The organism is Streptomyces sp. NPDC057950 (assembly GCF_042887295.1).
Classification (GTDB): domain Bacteria; phylum Actinomycetota; class Actinomycetes; order Streptomycetales; family Streptomycetaceae; genus Streptomyces; species Streptomyces kaempferi.
Genome location: NZ_JBHVPP010000004.1, coordinates 1 through 18,671, shown reverse-complemented (window position 1 = coordinate 18,671; position 18,671 = coordinate 1). Strand labels below are relative to the sequence as shown.

Genomic DNA, 18,671 nt, shown 5'->3' with positions numbered 1-18,671 from the left:
GCACGCCGAGATACGGCACGCCGAGGGTGAGCCCGGCTCTGCCTGAACGTCACTCCAGTCGCGGCGTCACCGCAGCGGATGCGAGGTTCTGCCCGACACCTCGTCGATCTCGCCGTGCGCCTTGGTCAGCAGCTTCATCGCCAGTTCGTTGAGCGCCCGCGCTCCCGCGACCTCCTCGCCGACCCTCGGCTGGTTCGAGTCGCTGGGATGGCGACTGGCGTACCCGTGCGCCCGCACCTCGTTCCCGTCGGCGAGCCGTAGGAGGGCGGCGGCACGCGTGCGGTGCTCGTCCTCCTCGAACTCCATCTCGACGTGCCAGCCGACGGCGGTCCGCGCCTGCGGTCGAGTGGGCTTCATGTCTGTCGTCTGCGTCATCGTGATCACCTCCGGGGCCGACCCCAGCCCCTGCTACCCCAGCCCTCCTTCCAGAGTGTGCTTCTTCGCCCGGCTCCGCACGGGGTGGGCGGGATATGAACGCTCGGCGATCGCGTGTGCGCGCAAAGTCGCGCGCCGCGGCAAGCGGAAGCCCGGGAAGCAGGGGGACCCAGAAGCAGGGGGACTCAGTGGAGCGCGACCTTGGCGGCCACGATGATCAACCCGAGGACGAGGTTGACGGCGGCGACGGACGCCACCGCGCCGCGTGACGCGCCGGCCCGGATGACCATGGCCGTGGCCCAGCCGACCTGCTGGGTCACGGCGACGCCCAGAGCGAGCCATCCCGCGCCTTCGACCCCGAGCCCCAGGAGCGGACTGATCGACACGGCGACGGCGGGAAGGAACGCCGCCTGGACGATCGGCCACTCGCGGGCGCACACCTGGCGGATCTCGCGCCAGGTCACCGACTGATGCCGCAATCGGTTTCCGATGAACCGGACGTAGGCGTGCGCGCCCCAGAACACCACACCGGTGCAGAGGAGGAGGGCCACGAGCTCGCCGCGCGGATGCGGGCCGAGCGCACCGGCCCCGGCCACCACCGAAGCGGCCAGGAGCGACCCGTAGATCGCACCCGTGTAGTCGGTCCGGGCCGTGTCGGGCGTGGGACCGGAGTCCGATCCCAAGTCCGGTCCCAAGTCCCGTCCGGAGTCCGATCCCAAGTCCGGTCCCAAGTCCCGTCCGGAGTCCGATCCGGAGTCCGGTCCGGGGTCCGGTCCGGAGTCCCGTCCGGGGTCCCGTCCGGGGTCCCGTCCCGGGTCCGGGCCGTGCGCGGAGGTGCGGTGTGCCACCTTTCCAGGATCACGTGCCACCGGACCAGGATCGCAAGAGACTCCGGCCGCTGCCATTCCGCGCCGCCGGCCCGTTCGCGGACATCGGGAGGCTACGCGGGGTCGTCTCCGGCCACCGGCTTCTGCCACGGCCACCGCCCGGTGATCTCGAGCTCGAGAGAAAAGCTGAGGAAGGTGCGGATGCCCACGATCAGGGCCAGCACTCCGACGCTCGCGTAACTCGGCGCGACGGCGACTGTACGGATGATGTCGCCGGCTACGAGGAATTCCAGCCCCAGCAGGATCGACCGCCCGACGCGACGGCGATAGGCGAGGTACACACCCGCCTGTCGGCGACTGAGCCGGACGGCCGCGAGAACGGTCGCCACGAGCGTTCCCACGACCGTGATGGCCACGCCGAAACCGTCGACGACCCGACCGACCAGCTCCACGATGTGTTGGAACTCCACGGTGTCCCCTATCGCGCCCAACCGAATCCGCTTGTTTCCGGTCCGCGGCCTTCTGTTGCCACCGACATGTCGTTCCGAGCGCCGGCCACAGTCGCGCTGGACGCGTTTCCACGGCACTTCCCGAACCGTGGAGCGGTGATCGTCGACGATCCCTGTCGAAAGCGTAACTGTCGGACGGGCGCGAGCGCTGTTTCCCGGCTGTGGTTTCCTCAGCGCATTCGATCGAGTACCTCGTCGGTCGACAGCAACTCATGGGCGAAGAACCGGTAATTGATGATCGCCGCCTGATAGCCGTCTCCCCAGGCCGGGTGCCGGGGTCCGGCTGTCGCGTCCCTCACCACGGCGACCTCGAATCCCTCCTCGATGAGGTGACGCATGTGGGACTCGACGCACATGTTCGCCAGCATTCCGCCAAGAACAATTCTTTGCATTCCGCGCTTGCGTAGTTGCAGTACCAAGTCGTTCGTTTCCGGTCCGAATACCTTGTGGGGGCTGGCGACCACTGTTCTGCCGTCTTCGATATAGGGCTTGAAGCGGTCCAGCCAGTCCGCCCCGGAGTCTTGGAACCCAGTCAGATCGAGCTGTCCCGTCCGTGCGAACGTATGGGTATCGAGCTCGCTCGTCTCGAGCGGCCCGTTCATTTTCCATCCGTTGTCGGTCGGGTAGAAGTAATGAGGCGAGATGAAGACCTCGTATCCGCCCGTCTTCGCCGCCTCGAAGATCCGCTCCATGTTCTCGACGGTCCTGTTCTCCGTGACGCTCGCTCCCACCACGTCCCAGTTCGCTCCGCTCTCGCTCAGCACGTCGTTCTGTGGGTCAATGAACACAACCGCCGTGTCGGTATTCCTGATTTCCACCTGACGCTCCTCACGCGATATCGAACCACTGGCGTGGTGGGTATTCGGTACAGCGGATGTCCGTGTGCCCTGAGGAGCTCTGCCCCGGTAATTCGGCCCTCCGTTCCACTGTGACCCATCAGGGGGCGTTCTGCATTGCTGGCGCCACTGTGCGAGTTCGATCACGGGTCGCCTGACAGGTGCTCCGCGCACCTGTACGGATGCCGCGTGCCGCATGCCCTGGAGCTGCCCGCCTCGGGCGCCGCGGTCGTGGGCGGGGTCGTCCGGCACGCGGACCACGACTGCCGGGTGAAGATCGGGCAGGACGAGTGGGACCGGCCCGGATGAGCGCTCCAGAGCGCTCTGGGCCGCCCCCGGGCCGCGCGAGGTCGCTCGACAGTGACGGGCGGCGACGGTCCGTGACGGGCCGGCTGTCAGGGCAGCCGGGTGAACGGCCAGGTCACGGCCCCCGGCCGGAACGCGTTTCCGTCGAGGGGTGGCCGTCAGGCAAGATGGGGTGTATCTGCCCACTGCCGATTTCAAGCGTCCGGACGGTTTCTCTTGGCTGAGTTCATTTACACCATGCGCAAGACGCGCAAGGCGCACGGCGACAAGGTGATTCTCGACGACGTCACCTTGAGCTTCCTCCCGGGTGCGAAGATCGGTGTGGTCGGGCCGAACGGTGCCGGTAAGTCCACCGTTCTCAAGATCATGGCGGGCATCGAGCAGCCCTCCAACGGTGACGCGTTCCTGTCTCCCGGCTTCAGCGTCGGCATCCTCATGCAGGAGCCGGAGCTCGACGAGTCCAAGACGGTTCTGGAGAACGTCCAGGACGGTGCGGCCGAGCTGATGGGCAAGCTCAGCCGCTTCAACGAGGTCGCCGAGCTGATGGCGACCGACTACTCGGACGCGCTCATGGAGGAGATGGGGAAGCTCCAGGACGACCTGGACCACTCCAACGCCTGGGACCTCGACGCGCAGCTCGAGCAGGCCATGGACGCGCTCGGTTGCCCGCCCGGCGACTGGCCGGTCACCAACCTCTCCGGTGGCGAGAAGCGCCGCGTGGCGCTCTGCAAGCTGCTGATCGAGGCCCCGGACCTGCTCCTCCTCGACGAGCCCACCAACCACCTCGACGCCGAGTCGGTGAACTGGCTGGAGCAGCACCTCACGAAGTACGCGGGCGCCGTCGTCGCCGTCACTCACGACCGGTACTTCCTGAACAACGTCGCCGAGTGGATCCTCGAGCTGGACCGTGGCCGCGCGATTCCCTACGAGGGCAACTACTCCACGTACCTCGACAAGAAGGCATCCCGCCTCAAGGTCGAGGGCCGCAAGGACGAGAAGCGCGCGAAGCGGCTCAAGGAAGAGCTGGAGTGGGTCCGGTCCAACGCCAAGGGCCGTCAGACCAAGTCCAAGGCCCGCCTCGCCCGTTACGAGGAGATGGCGGCCGAGGCCGACAAGATGCGGAAGCTGGACTTCGAGGAGATCCAGATCCCGCCGGGCCCGCGGCTGGGCTCCATCGTCGTCGAGGTCCAGAACCTTTCCAAGGCGTTCGGCGACAAGGTCCTCATCGACGACCTGTCCTTCACCCTGCCGCGCAACGGCATCGTGGGCGTCATCGGCCCGAACGGCGCGGGCAAGACCACGCTGTTCAAGATGATCCAGGGCCTGGAGACGCCGGACACCGGCGCGATCAAGGTCGGCGAGACGGTCAAGATCAGTTACGTCGACCAGAGCCGCGCCAACATCGACCCCAAGAAGACGCTGTGGGCCGTCGTCTCCGACGAGCTCGACTACATCAACGTCGGTCAGGTCGAGATGCCGTCGCGGGCCTACGTGTCCGCCTTCGGCTTCAAGGGCCCGGACCAGCAGAAGCCCGCGGGCGTCCTCTCCGGTGGTGAGCGCAACCGGCTGAACCTGGCGCTGACCCTCAAGGAGGGCGGCAACCTGCTGCTCCTCGACGAGCCCACCAACGACCTCGACGTGGAGACCCTGTCGTCGCTCGAGAACGCGCTGCTGGAGTTCCCCGGCGCGGCCGTGGTCATCTCCCACGACCGCTGGTTCCTGGACCGGGTCGCGACGCACATCCTCGCGTACGAGGGTGAGTCGAAGTGGTACTGGTTCGAGGGCAACTTCGAGTCGTACGAGAAGAACAAGGTCGAGCGGCTCGGTGCCGACGCCGCGCGCCCGCACCGCGCCACCTACAAGAAGCTGACCCGGGGCTGATCTTGCGGCACATCTACCGCTGCCCGCTGCGCTGGGCGGACATGGACGCGTACGGCCACGTGAACAACGTGGTCTTCCTCCGGTACCTGGAGGAAGCCCGTATCGACTTCCTGTTCCGCCCGGAGAAGGACTTCCAGCAGGGATCCGTGGTGGCGCGCCATGAGATCGACTACAAGCGGCAGCTGGTCCACCGGCACACGCCGGTGGACATCGAGCTGTGGGTGACGCAGATACGAGCGGCGTCGTTCACGATCGCCTACGAGGTCAAGGACCCGGACCAGATCTACGTCACGGCCTCGACGGTGATCGTGCCGTTCGACTTCGCGCAGCAGCGTCCGCGCCGGATCACGGCGCAGGAGCGCGAGTTCCTGGAGGAGTACCGGGACGACGTGGACGAGGCCGTCGCTGCATGACCGCCTTGTACCTCGCCGACGAAGGGGAGGCGGCGGACCTCGCCGCCTTCCTCGCCCGGCTGATCCACTACGACCGCGCGGCCGCCGTGCGCCTCCAGGCGTCCGGCACCGCGCTCGCGGTCTTCGGGCGCCCGCCGGCGTTCGAGGTCCTCGCGATCCGCACGGTGCGGCTCGCCAAGCCGTACGAGAACGGGCTCGACGTCATGCTCGACGTGACCGTCTCCGCCGGTGAACTCCTGGAGTCCGTCGAGGAGCCGGCGGCCACGGTCACCGTTCCCGCGGCCGTCACCGGTCCGCCGTGGGCGGGCGTGCTGCCGCCCCGCGGCGGCTGGCGGCAGGAGCCGGGGCTGCCCGCGACGGACGCCGTGCGTGCGTCGGTCGGCGCCGCGGTCGCCGAATTCCGGTCCCGTACCGAGGAGTTGGCGCCCGAGCGGCGTACCCGCGCCGAACTCGACGCGATCGGGCGGGAGATCTGGTCCCGCCCGATCGGTGACAGTGGCCTTCCGGTACGGGCGGCGCACGCGGCACAGTCGCTGGGATTCCTCCGTGCGGCCGGCCGACTCGCCCCTGGGGAGACCCCGTTGGGCCTGTACTCGTCCGGGGCGTGGCTGCGGCTGCGCACGCCCTACGGGTCGATCGCCGTCCGCCGGGCGGGACTCGGAGCGCTGGACGTCAGCGTCCGCTGAGCCGGCCGCCCGTACGACCGGATCCTTCGTCGCCCCCCGGGGCGCGACCGGCGCCGCCCGCCCTCCTCAACCGGCCGTGTTCACCATCGAAGCCGCCGCGTACGTCAGGTAGTTCCACAGCGTGTGCTCGTGCTCCTCGGAGAGACCGAGCTCGTCGACGGCCACGCGCATGTGCTTGAGCCAGGCGTCGTGTGCCGCCTGGTCGACGGCGAACGGGGCGTGCCGCATCCGCAGCCGGGGGTGGCCGCGGTTCTCCCCGTAGGTCGTCGGGCCGCCCCAGTACTGGATCAGGAACAGCGTGAGGCGCTCCTCGGCAGGGCCCAGGTCCTCCTCGGGGTACATGGGCTTCAGCAGCGGGTCCTCGGCGACGCCCTCGTAGAAACGGTGGACGAGGCGCCGGAAGGTCTCCTCGCCGCCGACCTGCTCGTAGAAGGTCTGCTCCTGAAGCGTGCCGCGCCGAATCTCATTCACGTCTCCCATGGTCTCAGACCCGGCGACCGAGGACTCAAGGCTTAGGACCACTCCATGGCCCGAGGCACCGGAGCGGTCCGCACCCGGCGCCCGCCAGGTCCGCGGACCCCCGATCAGCCGGGCCGGCACTCGCCTCCCGGCCCTCCCGGCAGCACAGTGGAGGTATGGGCGCGCACACACTCGACAAGGATCTGGACGACCTCGCCACCTCGGCGCGGGCCGCGCTGGTACGCGTGATCGAGGCCAGCGGGGCCTGGGACGCCGACCCGGTCTGGCGGGAAGCCTTCCAGGAGGTGCCGCGCCACCTCTTCGTGCCCTACTACTACGTCGGCGCCTCGGACGGCTTCGAGAGGGTGTGGTGCGAGGACCCCGACCCCGGACAGCGGGAGCGCTGGCTGCGCGGCGCCTACGCGGACACCGCGCTGGCCACCAGGGTCCGGGACGCCGAGCTGCTGTCCTCCAGCAGCCAGCCGTCGCTGATGGCGATGATGCTGACCGCGCTGGAGATACGGGACGGGGACGCCGTACTGGAGATCGGCGCCGGGACCGGCTACAACGCGGCGCTGCTCGCCCACCGTCTCGGTGACGGCCTGGTGACCACGGTCGACCTCGACCCGGAGATCACCGAGTCCGCACGGCAGCACCTGGACGCCGTGGGCAGGCATCCCACCGTCGTCACCGGCGACGGCACCCGCGGGGTTCCCGAGCGGGCCCCGTTCGACCGGATCATCGCGACCTGCACGCTGACCTCGATCCCGCGCCCCTGGCTGGCGCAGTGCCGTCCGGGTGCGGTCATTCTCACACCGCTGGCCACCGGCCTGATCGCGCTGCGGGTCCGGGACGCCGGGTACGCCGAGGGGCGCTTCCTGCACACGCCCGCCTATTTCGTCCCCCTGCGCGGCGACACCCGCCCCGACGACCCGGAGCCGCAGCACCTGGGCGGGCTCCCGCGCCGGGCCCGCGGCGACGAACTGTTCCGGTTCCTGCTGACGCTCACGGTGGGCAGCCTCGATCCCTACGAGGCGTTCACGCTGTGGGAGCGAGAGCGGCGGCCGGTGCGCGAGCGGTACGGGATCACGGTCAGCGGCGCGGACGCGTGGGCGTGGCTGGACGACCCTGAGGGGCCGCACGCCTGGCCGCTGCCGTAGAGCGCCGGAAACCGCGGCACGGGCAGGGGAGAGGCCCCGGCAGGCGCTCCGGAGCGCCCTCGTACGGGCACGGGGAACGACGAAGTACGCGTACGGGAGGAGAACCCCCGCACGCGTACGGGACGCGCCGCTCAGCCGAGCCTGATGGTGATCGTCGTCCAGGCGCCGACGTGCACCCGGTCGCCGTCCTGGAGGGGAACGGGGACGAAGGGCTGGATGGGCTCCTCGCCGCCGTTGACCGTGGTGCCGTTCGTCGAGTTCTGGTCGACGACCGCCCAGCTGCCGTCCGGCTGCTGGACCAGGACCGCGTGCTGGTGCGAGACCCCCGGGTCCTCCGGGGGCACCGCGAGGTCGATGTCGGGGGTGTCGCCCGTGGAGTGTCTGCGGCGGCCGATCGTCAGCTGGTTGCCGGTGAGCGGGCGCTGCTGCTCCGGGGAGTACGCGGGCAGGTTCAGGCCCGCGGCCTCGGGGCCGGAGCGCTGCATCATCGCCATGAAGTACTCGCGGTCGGGGCCGATCGTCACGGTCCAGGACAACGGCTGCCGCTGCTGCTGGTAGCCGACACCGGGAGGGGCCTGGGTCGCGCCCGGCTGCGGGTAGCCGTAGCCGCCGCCCTGACCGGGGCCGGGACCGCCCTGGCCACCGGCCGGCGGGGAGATCACCCAGTCGTCGTCACCGCCGCCGAAGGACGGACCGCCGGGCCCCTGCTGCCCCTGCTGCGGGAACGCGGGCGCGGCCGGCTGCTGCGTGAAGGCCTGCGGGGCGCCGGGACCGCCGGACGTGGGCCCGGGAGGCGGGCCCTGACGCGAGGGGTCGGCACCGAAGCCGCCGTGACGGCCGGGACCGCCGGAGGGGCCGGGAGGGCCGCCCTGGCGCGACGGATCGCCGCGGAAACCGGAGGGGTCACCCCCGTATGGCGGAATCGGTTCCGCAGGTCGGTTCATCTGCGAGGGCCGCGAGCTCTGGTAGTCGAACGCGTCATGACCGGGGCCACCGGCGGGACCGCCAGGACCGCCGGGCTGTCCCGGGCCGCCGGGCTGCCCCGGGCCGGACTGCTGGAACCGCAGCGCCGGATTGGGCAGTCCGGGCGCGGGCGCCTGCGGACGCGGCGCCGCCGGGGTGTACGAGGTCGCCGTGTTCGTCAGGAAGTTCCACCGGCACTCCTCGCAGAACGGCGCACCGCCCTCACGGGGCGTGCGGCACTGCGGGCAGAGCTCCGGCTCGGCACCGGGCACGGCGGAGAGGTGCGGGCGTCCGCCGGGACCGGGCGGCGAACCCTGCGCCGGATAGCCGTATCCGGCGGGCGGTGGCGGGGGCGGAGGCACGGCACCGGCCATGCGGTGACCGCAGACCTCGCACCAGTCGTCGGAACCCGACTGGTGTCCGTTCGGGCAGGTCGGCATGTCGGCGCTTCCCCCTCTCCTCTTCCGGTCGCTATGACCGGATTTCTCCGGCTCCCCACGGGAGCCGGGCTCGCTACTTCTTTACACGAACAGTCTTTGTGGACCGTGTCTCGAGCGTCATTTCGTCGGCCTCTTCGACCTTTGCCTTCAATCTGACAGTACCTGCCGCGGCGTCGACCACGTCCACCACCTTCGCAAGCAGTTTCGCAGTATCGGCGTTGCCGGACACATTCGCGAGCTGAACGGCACGGCCCAGCTTGGCCGTTGCGCCGTCGACATCTCCCGATTTGCGAAGATCGAGACCCTGTTGGATGACTTGTGCCAGTTCCGCCTGACCTGTGTAGTGCGCGACCTGTGAGTTGATCCTCGTCGAGGCCACCATGTCGTCGGTCCACACCGCCCGTACGAGACCCTGCGCGCCGAGGTTCTGCACGCTCCCGTCGCCCTGCGGGATCACCAGTGAGACCCTGGCGGCCAGCATCTCCTGGCCGACCCCGGCCAGCGGGACCTCGACGCACACGTGGTAGTCGCGGGACTCGTCGCCCCAGGAACCCGTGGGGTAGTCGCCGGCGCGGGGGCCCGCCTCGGTGCGACGGCCGGTCAGTTCCGCGACGGTGGGCGCGACTTGCTTGACGAACTTGATCGCCGTACCGACGGGCGTCCACAGCCGCAGCGAGACGTCCGCGACCTCCTTGCCCATCGCCGTCTCCATCATGTGCGTGAAGTCGGCCGACAGGGCGGCGGGGTCGGCGACGATGTCGGCGGTGCCGAGCAGCGCCGAGGCGATCCCCGTGACCTCCTTGACCTCCCAGTCGGTGCCCACTCCACGCGCGTCACAGGTGAACCGTCCGGCGCAGGAGTCCAGCGCGGCCTTCAGATCCTCCGGTGCCTCGTGTTCGTTGCGGCCGTCGGTGAGCAGGATGCCGTGCCTGATCGACACCTCCGCCGAGGACAGCAGCCGGTCGGCGAGGCGCAGCCAGGTGCCGATCGCCGTACCACCGCCCGCGGTCAGCCTGCGCAGCGACTGCCTGGCCTGCTCGCGGGTGGCCGCGCTCGCCACCGCGAGCCGTCCGGAGCCCGGGTAGACCTCCTTGGCGACGTGGGTGCCGCCGATGACCGCGAAGTGCACACCGTCGCGCAGGGTGTCGATCGCGGCGGCCGTCGCGTCCCGGGCGTTGCGCATCTTGGTCGGCGGGTAGTCCATCGAGCCCGAGCAGTCGACCATGATCGCCACGGCCGCGTCCGGGCTCTGCCCCGCGGTGTACAGGTGGGGCGCGCCGACCGCGCTCCCCACGGTGCCGCCGCCGGTGGCGCTCACCGTGACGATCGCGTTGACCTCTCGGCCGTTCTCGGGCAGGTACTCGTTCTGGTACACGTCGACCGAGAACTGTGGCACGTTCGACTTCGAGAAATTGGCCATGCCTTCTTCGTCCCCCTCAAGGCCTCCGGTGGTTGACGGAGGTGATGACTGTCCGCGGACCGGTCCCCTCCGGTCCGAGGCCGACCCCGTCGGAGTCGTCGACGCCGCCGTCGGCGTCGACGCCCGCGTGTCTTCGCGGCCTCAGGCCGATCCTGCCCCCTGCGACGGCGCGGGGAACGGCACGACGGCCACTGTTACGTTGTCGTGGCCCCCGCCGTCCAGGGCGTGGCCGACCATCACCTGGGCGCTGTGCAGTGGCCGTTCGGCGGCGTCGAGCGGGACGACCTCGGCCATCTCCTCCGCCGCCTCGGCGTAGTTCCACAGTCCGTCGGTGCACACCACGACCACACCGGGCCGGTCCGGCTTGAAGGACGCGGTGTGCGGCTCCAGTTCGTACGCGTCGGCGCCGAGCCAGCCCGTGATGGCGTGGGCGCGCTCGTCGGCGTACGCCTGCGCCTCGCTCATCAGGCCGGCGGCGACCATCTGCGCGGCCCAGGAGTCGTCCTCGGTGAGCCGGGCCGGGGGCGAACTACGGTCGACGGGGACCCAGTAGGCGCGGCTGTCCCCGACCCAGCCGACGACCAGCAGGGCGGGGGTGACGACGGCGCCGACCAGGGTGCAGGCGGGCGCGTTCTGGTGCGGGGCGTGCTCGTCCTGGGCGGGGGGCGCCTCGGCCAGGGAGTTGACGGCCTCCGCGGCGGCGACGATCGCCTCGTGCATGGCCTGCTGCGGGTGGGTGCCCAGGGGCAGCGCCGCGAGGAGCGCCTCGGCGGCCGTGCGGGACGCGGCGAGCGAGGCCTCGTCGGGGCGGGTCGCCGAGGAGACGCCGTCGCAGACGATCGCGACGACGGCGGGGGAGCCGTCGGGCAGCGCGGTCGAGGAGATCGCGAAGGCGTCCTCGTTGCGGTGGTGGCGCAGACCGCGGTCGCTGACCGCCGCGACCGCGGTCAACTCCTGTTCCATGTGGTCGCGTTCGCGCGGCTGGGCGTGGCCGCAGTTCTCGCAGTAGCCGTCGCTGTCGACATGGCCCGAACGGCACGCGACGCACAGTTTGGTGCCCGCGGGGGGCGTGCCGAGGTCCGCGGTCCGCGGATCGGCAAGGGGCCCGGCGGGGGCTTCGGCCGGGGCGCCCGCCGGGGGCGCCAGCGGATACTCGTCGGGCTCCGGGGGCCGGTCGAAGCGCACACCGGAGGGCTGAGTACCGGGCGGCTGCGCGCCGGCGGGCTGAGCAGCGGCCGGTTGCGCGCCGGCGGGCCGGATGCCCGGCGCCGGGGGCTGTGGGTCCGCGGATCCCGGCTGTCCGTGCGCGTGCCCGTGTTCGTGGGGGAGTTCCGAGCCGCCCGAGTCGGTTCCCTGGATGTCGGCCGCCCGGTGCACGGGCGTGCCGGAGCTCGTCGGCTCGGGCGCGACGGGCCAGTCCACGGAGGCGACGGCCGACGGCGGACGCGCCGGCGTGCCGTTCATGGTGATCGTGGGGTGGTCCTCGGGCGGTGCGGGCACCGCGGACAGGTCGAACCCGCACGCACCGCAGAAGCGGTCACCCGCCTCCAGGGGCTCCTCACAACTGGGGCACCGCGAAAGGGCCGTCGGCTGGGGCATCTGGGACATCAATCACACCCACGTCCGGGGGCGGTAACGGTTGGCACGTTCCACCAGGTCGATCCTCTCCTCGCCGCCCCGCGCGAGCCGGGCCAGCGTGCGGTACGAGCGCTCCAGACCGAAGCGGAGACCGCGCTCGTCCAGCTCACTGCCGAGCAGCACCCGTCCGCCACCGGAGTGCGGGGCGGAACCCTGGCTACCGGAGAGTACCCAGTCCAGGGCGCAGCCGAGGACTTCCGTCGACAACTGCTCGCGTCGCACGGCGTCCAGACCGTATCCGTCCAGCGCCTCGACCTGGCCCGCGGCGGCGGTCAGATCGTCCAGGAACGGCGCCGCCGCGGCCTCCTCGGCGAGCCGCTGCCGCAGCCGCGCCCGTACGGCCGCGACCCGCGCCGCCGTGTAGTGGATCGACGACTCCGGTACGGACTCCAGCGTGCGTACGGAGCCACGGCGGTCGCCCGCCGCGAGCTGGACGCGGGCCAGGCCGAACGCCGAGCTGACATGACTGGGGTCGGTCGTCCACACCAGGCGGTAGTACTCGGCGGCGTTGTCCAGTTGCCCCAGTACCTCCGCGCACAGGCCGAGGGCCAGCTTCGGCGCGGGCTCGCCGGGGAAGGCGTCGTAGATCGCGTCGAAGGACAGCGCCGCGATCTCGTGCTCCCCGGTCGCCAGCGCCGCGACGCCCCGGTACCAGACCACCCGCCAGTCGTCCGGGTGGTCCGCCTCCAGGGCTTCCAGCGCCTCGGCCGCACCGGTCGGCTCGCCCCTCTCCAGCCGGGCCCGCAGTTCACGCAGACGCAGCTCCAGGGAATGGGTGGGAGCCGCCTGCAGCGCGGTGATCAGCTCGGCGGGCGCGGACGCCATCAGGCCCGCGAGGAAGCCCGCGTTGGGGTCGCCCGGGTCGACCAGGGGGACCGGCAGCGCGAGGGCCGTGGCGGCGGTGTTCAGCGGCTTGACCAGGGTCGCCGGAGCGGGGGCCGGAGCCGTCAGGAGCGAGGGCGTACCGTCGGCGCCCGGTGTGCCGGCCCGCGGTGCCGGGACGCCCTTTCTCCGTCTCACCGGCACCAGCCGCGCCCCCAGCCGCGACACGTCCCCGTCCAGCTTCCCGAACAGCTCCGTGTCCGTGAGCTTGAGCTCCGGCCCGAACAGCGTGGACAGGGCCGGGCGGGCGAGCCCCGTCTGGAGGGACACGACCTCCCTGAGCACCCCCGTCAGCTGCTCCGCCATCTCCTGCGCCGAGGCGAACCGGCGGGCCGGGTCGGGATCGGTGGCGCGGACCAGCAGCCGGTAGAACGACTCGTACTGGCGGAAGACCTCGATGGTGTCCGGGTCGGGCAGGGAGTCCACGAAGACGTTCGTGTACCCCTGGAAGTCGAAGGTGAGCACGGCGAGCGTGCGCGCGACGGTGTACAGGTCGGAGGCGACCGACGGGCCGACCTCGGCCACCTCCGGCGCCTGGTAGCCCACCGTGCCGTAGATGGCCGACTCCTCGTCGTCCATCCTGCGCACCGCGCCCATGTCGATCAGCTTGAGCTGGTCCTCGGTCTGGATCGCGTTGTCGACCTTGAAGTCGCAGTACAGCAGGTTGCGGCTGTGCAGATGCCCGAGCGCCTCCAGGGCCTCGATCCCGTACGCGCAGGCCTGCTCCACCGGCAGCGGATCACGCTTCCCGTCCGCCGTCCGCCGTCCGTTGGCGATCTCCTTGAGGGACTTGCCGCCGACGTACTCCATCACGATGTACCCGTCCAGCGACCCGGTCCGCTGGTCCAGGTGCTCGACGAAGTTGTAGATCCGCACGATGTTGGAGTGCTCGATCTCCGCGAGGAAGCGCCGCTCGGAGATCGCCGCCTCCATCGCGTCCTGGTCGCCCGTGTCCAGCAGGCCCTTGAGGACCACCCACCGGTCGGAGACCGCGCGGTCGACGGCGAGGTAGACCCAGCCGAGGCCGCCGTGCGCGAGACAGCCCGCCACCTCGTACTGGCCGTGCACGATGTCGGCCGCCTGAAGCTTGGGCACGAACGAGTACGGGTGACCGCACTTGGTGCAGAACCCTTCGGTGCGGCCGGTCCGCTCGCCCCGCGAACGCCCCACCGGCGCACCGCAGTCGGAGCGCGAGCAGAACCGCTTGCGTTCGGGCACCTCCGGGTTCTCCAGGACCATCGCGCGCGGGTCCGGCCGCGGCACGTCCGGGACCTGCACGAGACCGGCGCCGAGCCGGCCGCGTCCGCTGGAGCCGGTGGTCGAACCGGAGCTGCGCACCGACACCGAGCGGCCGGTCGAGGTGCCCGACACCGAGCGCGACAGCCGGCCGGAGACCGAACGCCGGGACTGCGAGGAGCGTGACGACGTACGGGAGCTGGCCGGTGAACCGGAGCGGGCGCTGCGGCTGCCGGACCCGCGCGAACCCCGCCCGCCGGCCGTGATCCCGGTCGGGGGCGAGCCCACCATGCCGGTCGCCGGGACGACCGGTGCCAGACCGCACGTGTCGCAGTACAGCTCGCCGTCGCCCATGTCCTCGTACGACCCCGGGCAACCGGGTCGCTGGCAGGTGCGCCGCTCCTCGCCCTCGGGCTGTTCACTCATCCCGCATCACCTTCAACGCTCACGCCTGGGGCCCTCTCCGGTCGGTGGGCCCGCCCTGCTCCGGCACCCGCGGGCTCAGCAGATCGGCCGCCGCGTGCTGATAGCGCAGCACCGCGTCCTCCGCGACCCGCAGATCGCAGGGCGCGCTCCACAGCATGCGCCGCGCCGCGTCGTAGCGCTCGACGAGGAACGGATCCTCCGCGAGGCCGTGCCGTGCCACCTTCGCCTTGTATGCGTCGAGGCGGCCGCGCAGTTCCGCGCGGATCGCCAGCGGAGCGGTGACCGCCGTCAACGACTCGCGGGCCCGCAGCAGTTCGTCCTCGGCCTTCTCCTCCAGGGCCTCCAGCAGGGGCGAGAGGCGGTGCCACTGAGCGTGTCTGCGGTACTCCGCGGCCGTCGCCAACTGCTCCTGCAGCGCCGTCGGCGGGCCGCTGACGGCGGGCACCTCGGACGCGGCGATCTTCGCCAGCACCTCACCGCGGGCGCTTCGCGCCTCCGCGAGGGTGCGGTCGGCACGGCTGAGCAGGTCGCGCAGCCGCACCAGCCGGGCCTCCGCGTCCTGCCGGACGGTGAGCACCGCGTCGATCTCCCGGCGCACGTCCTCCAGGGCGCGCGCCTCGCGGTCGTACGTCGTCGTGTCCGGGCGGCCGCCGCCGGGCGCCGAACTGCCCTGCGCGGGCACCCAGTAGGCCAGCGGGTCGGAGACGACGCGTTCGCGCAGGGTGGTCAGCGTCCGGGTGATCCGTTCCAGATCGTCGCCCGACGGGTGCTCGCCGGGGCGTACGCCCACGGAGTGCGCGAGCTGCCGGGTGCGCTGGAGCTCCGCGGCCAGTAAATCGATCCGGGCGGGCAGCGCGGACCAGACGGCGTCCGCGGTCACGACCATGTCGAGCGACGACGCGTACAACCCGTTCATCCGCTCGACCAGGGCGGCCAGCGAGAACTGCTCGCTGAGCCGGCCCGCTCCGGACAGCGTCGGGGCGTTCGCCGTCGCGGTGGCCGAACCGGCGATCGTGACGCTCGCGCCGCGCAGCAGCTCGGTCAGCTCGACCAGGTCCTCACGGCTCGACCAGCGCCGCCGCGAACGGATGTCGCGGGCGGAGCGCAGCGCGTCCGTGTACGCGTCGAAGTACGCCCACAGCAGCGTGATCGACGCGTCCGCGGTCGTCCAGCGCTCCTTGGTCGTGCCCGTGAGCTCGGCGCCTTCGAGGAGTCTGCGGCCCGCGTGGTCCTGCAGGGCGAGGAGCGAGGTCTCGATGGCCTCGTGCTCCGCGCCGAGCCGCGCCAGCGCACGGTCCACCTCGTCCCGGTCCATCACCGGCCCGGGGGGTCCCGTGACGCCCATCGATCACCTCTCGCTCTCGGTCGTGTCCCGTGCGCCCGTCCGGTGCGCCGGGGTAACTCTCCAGTCGTATCAGCTCGGTCGCCCCTGCGGCCTGCCTCGAGGTGTCCGCCGGTGTCACGTCGTGGGTGGCTTCGACGACGGCGAGTCCGCGCCCAGGGTGGGGGACAGCCACTTGTCGTACGAGGTCTGCCAGCCACCGCTCTTGACGTAGTCGACCAGCACTTGGTTGACCCGGCGTACCAGATCCTCCGCGCCCCGCTTCATCGCCACGCCGTAGTACTCGGTGGTGAAGGTGCTGCCCTTCAGCTCGACCGTCGGGTCCTGCGCGGCCTGGCTCGCCGCGAGCGCGCCGTCGGTCACCACGGCGTCGACCTGGCCGAGCTGCAGCCTTACCAGGCAGTCGAGTTGGTTGGGCACCGTGGTGGAGATGTCGGCGGAGGACGCGAGCCTGCCCGCCTTCTGGTCGGCGGCCAGCTTGTCGTGGGCGGTGGACCCCGACGCCGTGCAGATCCGGTGCTTCGCCAGCGACTCGTCGTAGCCCCCGATGTCCGACGCCTTCGGGGCCAGAACCTGCTGGCCGGTCACGAAGTAGGGGGCGGAGAACGCGACGTCCTTCAGCCGGGCACAGGTGATCGTCATGGTGCGGACCACCATGTCGACCTGGCCGTTCTGGATCGCCGGGACGCGCTGGTTGGTGGGGATGGCGTGGAACCTGACCGCGGCCGGGCTGCCGAGGATCTCCTTGGCGATCTCGTGCGCGAGATCGATGTCGAAGCCCTCCAGGTCACTGCTCTTCTTCGTGCTGTTCGGATCGCGGTAGCCCCAGCGGTAGCTGTTCTGGTCGACGCCGACCGACAGATAGCCGCGCTCCTTGATGGCCGTGATCGTGCCGCCGCTCTCGTCACCGGACGGGGCGGGGCTCTGTTCCTGCGCGGTGGCGTCGGTGCACGAGTCGGCCTTCGCCTGGGTGCCCCGGCCCACCCCCTGGCCGCCGATGCCCGCACCGCCCTCCCCGCGGGCGCTGCCCAGTGGCAGCAGCAGGGCGAAGACCGCGGTGACGGCCAGGGCGACGGCCATCGCTCCCACGCCGCCCCAGCCCTTCAGACTCGCCCTCAGGCGCCGTGCGGTCATCGCCGATCCCCCTTTCACCGGTACTCCGAAAGCCTGCGCCCGATGCCCAGCAGCGCGCCCGCGGCGGCCAGCACCGCGAGGGCCGCCGCGCCGGCCGGCAGGCCGGTCATCGCGCCCAGGCCGTCGGCCGCCGCCCGCTTGAACTCGCTCTCCTCGTGCGTCAGCGCCAGCGCCAGGTTGGTGTCGACGCCGTCGAAGCACTCGCCCGTCGCGCCCTTGGCGCCTATGACCTTGTCCAGCGCGCCCTGGTAGTTGCCGTCGTCGTCGGCCTTGCGGGCGTCCAGGTGACGGGCCTTCCAGACCTTCATGTTGCCCGTCGCCGCGGTCACGGGCGTCTCGCCCGCCTTGTCGTCGGCGAGGTCCGCCGCCAGGGCCAGGCCCCGGGTGAGGGTCTTCATGTCCTGCTGGAAGTCGTAGTCGTACCGGTCCACGACCTCGGTGGCGGACACCTTCTTGGTCTCCGCGCCACGGCTGACCAGCGTCAGGTTCTCGTTGCCCCGGGCGTTCAGTGAGGCGATCCGGGCGTCGTGCAGCACGTTCAGCGAACGGACGCCGTGGTCGTACGAGGCGTTCAGCTCGGCGCGGGCCACCGTGTGGCCGACCACGAGCCAGAGCAGGACGACCGTCGAGGCGGTGGTCGCGGCGACCATGCCCTGGTTCAGGACCCGGTTCGTGTGGCGGTAGTGGCGGTGCTGGGCCCAGGCGAGTCCCGCCAGCACCAGCACGCCGAGACCGATGGCCGTCCACGGGTACGGTTCGGCGTCCGCGTAGTCGGCGTTCAGCCGCGTGTTCTCCCGTTCGTAGAGGTCCTTGGCGGCCGGGAGCATCTCCCCCTGCATCTTCTCGTTCGCGTACCGCAGATAGGCGCCGCCCAGGGGGTAACCCAGGCGGTTGTTGGCACGGGCCCGCTCGACCAGGCCCTTGTACTCGGGCAGCAGCTGGTTGAGCCTCGTGATGGTGTGCGCGGAGGGGGAACCGGGGTCGGAACTGGCGGCGGCGGTGATCAGGCCCTGGGCCGCCGTCCGGATGTCCTTCTCGTACCGGTCGCGGGAGGCCGCCGTCTCCTGGCCACCCGCCAGGAAGCCGCTGGAGGCCGCGGTGTTGGCGTCCGCGAGGGAGCGGTAGATGTCCGCCGCGCCGGCGCTCAGCGGCTGACTGCTGTGCAGCACGTCGTCCGCGGCCGCCGAACGCTCCGTCGTCTGCCAGGCCGTGACCGCACCGAACGCGACGACCAGCAGGGCGAGTACGGCGCCGATGATACGGAGCCTGCCCGGCTCCGTCGTCGCCGCGGCACGCAGCCGGTCGACGCCCTCGGCCCAGGCCGTGCGGCGCGCGGGCATCGCGTCCGGGCCCGTCACGGGCGGTCTCCCCGGCGGTACGGGGGAGCCGGACTGCGGCGGGACGGCCGGCGCCGGGGCCCCGGCCGTGGGCCGTGGTGGTGCCGTGCTGCCTTGCGGCGGGTGTGTCACTTGACCTCCCCCATGGTCATCCGTCGGTCACCGTCCCCCGCGCGCGCGGGAGCGCGAGGGGAGGTGCACGGCCGCAAGTATCGCCGCCGGGGCCGGTATCCGCACAGGCCTTGACTGGATCTTGTTCGGATTACGACGTCGGCCCGTCGCGGTATCCCCCTGACCATGAATACGCGTTCGGTATCGGTTCGGTTCCCTTGCCGCTGGTGGCCGCACCTGGGGGCTCCGCCCCCAGACCCCCGCCAGGGGGCTGCCGCCCCCTGGACCCC

Annotated in this window: 16 protein-coding genes; 4 read left to right on the top strand and 12 right to left on the bottom strand. The window is 71.3% G+C overall.

Going from position 1 to position 18,671, the window contains the following annotated elements:
- Window positions 1-66: 66 nt before the first annotated feature.
- The 4 genes from ACFVTC_RS09000 to ACFVTC_RS08985 all read right to left on the bottom strand — a co-directional run bounded on the left by ACFVTC_RS09000 (window position 67) and on the right by ACFVTC_RS08985 (window position 2,529).
- A complete protein-coding gene (locus ACFVTC_RS09000; protein ID WP_248001930.1) occupies window positions 67-375 on the bottom strand; it encodes a DUF1876 domain-containing protein in 309 nt (102 codons plus the stop codon).
- Between the two features lie 185 nt (window positions 376-560).
- Complete coding sequence (locus ACFVTC_RS08995; protein ID WP_390125551.1) at window positions 561-1,058, bottom strand: hypothetical protein; 498 nt, start codon at window positions 1,056-1,058, stop codon at window positions 561-563.
- Between the two features lie 257 nt (window positions 1,059-1,315).
- Window positions 1,316-1,672: a DUF1622 domain-containing protein gene (locus tag ACFVTC_RS08990; protein WP_390125549.1), complete on the bottom strand. Its 357-nt coding sequence runs from the start codon at window positions 1,670-1,672 to the stop codon at window positions 1,316-1,318.
- A gap of 209 nt (window positions 1,673-1,881) precedes the next feature.
- Window positions 1,882-2,529 (bottom strand): cysteine hydrolase, encoded by a 648-nt coding sequence (locus ACFVTC_RS08985; RefSeq protein ID WP_390125547.1) that lies wholly within the window; start codon window positions 2,527-2,529, stop codon window positions 1,882-1,884.
- 540 nt (window positions 2,530-3,069) lie between these two features.
- On the opposite strand from ACFVTC_RS08985, the gene ettA reads away from it, so the two are divergent.
- Genes ettA through ACFVTC_RS08970 form a run of 3 tightly spaced genes read left to right on the top strand, consistent with a single transcriptional unit; the run spans window position 3,070 to window position 5,833 of the window.
- On the top strand, window positions 3,070-4,734 hold the full coding sequence (ettA, locus tag ACFVTC_RS08980; protein WP_390125545.1) for an energy-dependent translational throttle protein EttA: 1,665 nt from the start codon (window positions 3,070-3,072) through the stop codon (window positions 4,732-4,734).
- A gap of 2 nt (window positions 4,735-4,736) precedes the next feature.
- Window positions 4,737-5,147, top strand: a complete 411-nt coding sequence (locus ACFVTC_RS08975; RefSeq protein WP_266699243.1) for a thioesterase family protein — start codon at window positions 4,737-4,739, stop codon at window positions 5,145-5,147.
- Complete coding sequence (locus ACFVTC_RS08970) at window positions 5,144-5,833, top strand: hypothetical protein (protein ID WP_390125543.1); 690 nt, start codon at window positions 5,144-5,146, stop codon at window positions 5,831-5,833. Before ACFVTC_RS08975 ends, ACFVTC_RS08970 begins: the two co-directional genes overlap by 4 nt.
- A gap of 66 nt (window positions 5,834-5,899) precedes the next feature.
- Here the strand turns inward: ACFVTC_RS08970 and ACFVTC_RS08965 are convergent, their stop codons facing one another.
- Window positions 5,900-6,313, bottom strand: coding sequence for a globin (locus ACFVTC_RS08965; protein WP_266699241.1), 414 nt, complete (start codon window positions 6,311-6,313; stop codon window positions 5,900-5,902).
- Window positions 6,314-6,468: 155 nt separating this feature from the next.
- Here ACFVTC_RS08965 and ACFVTC_RS08960 point away from each other — a divergent pair, with 155 nt between their 5' ends.
- Window positions 6,469-7,452, top strand: a complete 984-nt coding sequence (locus ACFVTC_RS08960; RefSeq protein WP_390125541.1) for a methyltransferase domain-containing protein — start codon at window positions 6,469-6,471, stop codon at window positions 7,450-7,452.
- Window positions 7,453-7,583: 131 nt separating this feature from the next.
- Here the strand turns inward: ACFVTC_RS08960 and ACFVTC_RS08955 are convergent, their stop codons facing one another.
- From ACFVTC_RS08955 to ACFVTC_RS08925, 7 genes are all read right to left on the bottom strand, one after another.
- Window positions 7,584-8,855, bottom strand: a complete 1,272-nt coding sequence (locus ACFVTC_RS08955; RefSeq protein WP_390125538.1) for an FHA domain-containing protein — start codon at window positions 8,853-8,855, stop codon at window positions 7,584-7,586.
- Window positions 8,856-8,928: 73 nt separating this feature from the next.
- Window positions 8,929-10,275 carry a VWA domain-containing protein gene (locus ACFVTC_RS08950; protein WP_390125535.1) on the bottom strand — a complete coding sequence of 449 codons (1,347 nt, stop codon included), beginning with the start codon at window positions 10,273-10,275 and terminating at the stop codon, window positions 8,929-8,931.
- A 141-nt stretch (window positions 10,276-10,416) separates the two neighbouring features.
- Entirely contained in the window at window positions 10,417-11,886 is a 1,470-nt protein-coding gene (locus ACFVTC_RS08945) for a protein phosphatase 2C domain-containing protein (protein WP_390125532.1), read from the bottom strand.
- Entirely contained in the window at window positions 11,887-14,457 is a 2,571-nt protein-coding gene (locus tag ACFVTC_RS08940) for a tetratricopeptide repeat protein (RefSeq protein WP_390125530.1), read from the bottom strand. It abuts the gene before it with no gap.
- 19 nt (window positions 14,458-14,476) lie between these two features.
- Window positions 14,477-15,802 carry a hypothetical protein gene (locus tag ACFVTC_RS08935; protein WP_390125527.1) on the bottom strand — a complete coding sequence of 442 codons (1,326 nt, stop codon included), beginning with the start codon at window positions 15,800-15,802 and terminating at the stop codon, window positions 14,477-14,479.
- A 114-nt stretch (window positions 15,803-15,916) separates the two neighbouring features.
- On the bottom strand, window positions 15,917-16,933 hold the full coding sequence (locus tag ACFVTC_RS08930) for a glutamate ABC transporter substrate-binding protein (RefSeq protein ID WP_390125524.1): 1,017 nt from the start codon (window positions 16,931-16,933) through the stop codon (window positions 15,917-15,919).
- A 14-nt stretch (window positions 16,934-16,947) separates the two neighbouring features.
- The gene (locus ACFVTC_RS08925) at window positions 16,948-18,402 is read right to left on the bottom strand and encodes a hypothetical protein (protein WP_390125522.1); all 1,455 of its coding nucleotides are present in this window, start codon (window positions 18,400-18,402) and stop codon (window positions 16,948-16,950) included.
- Between the last annotated feature and the right edge of the window lie 269 nt (window positions 18,403-18,671).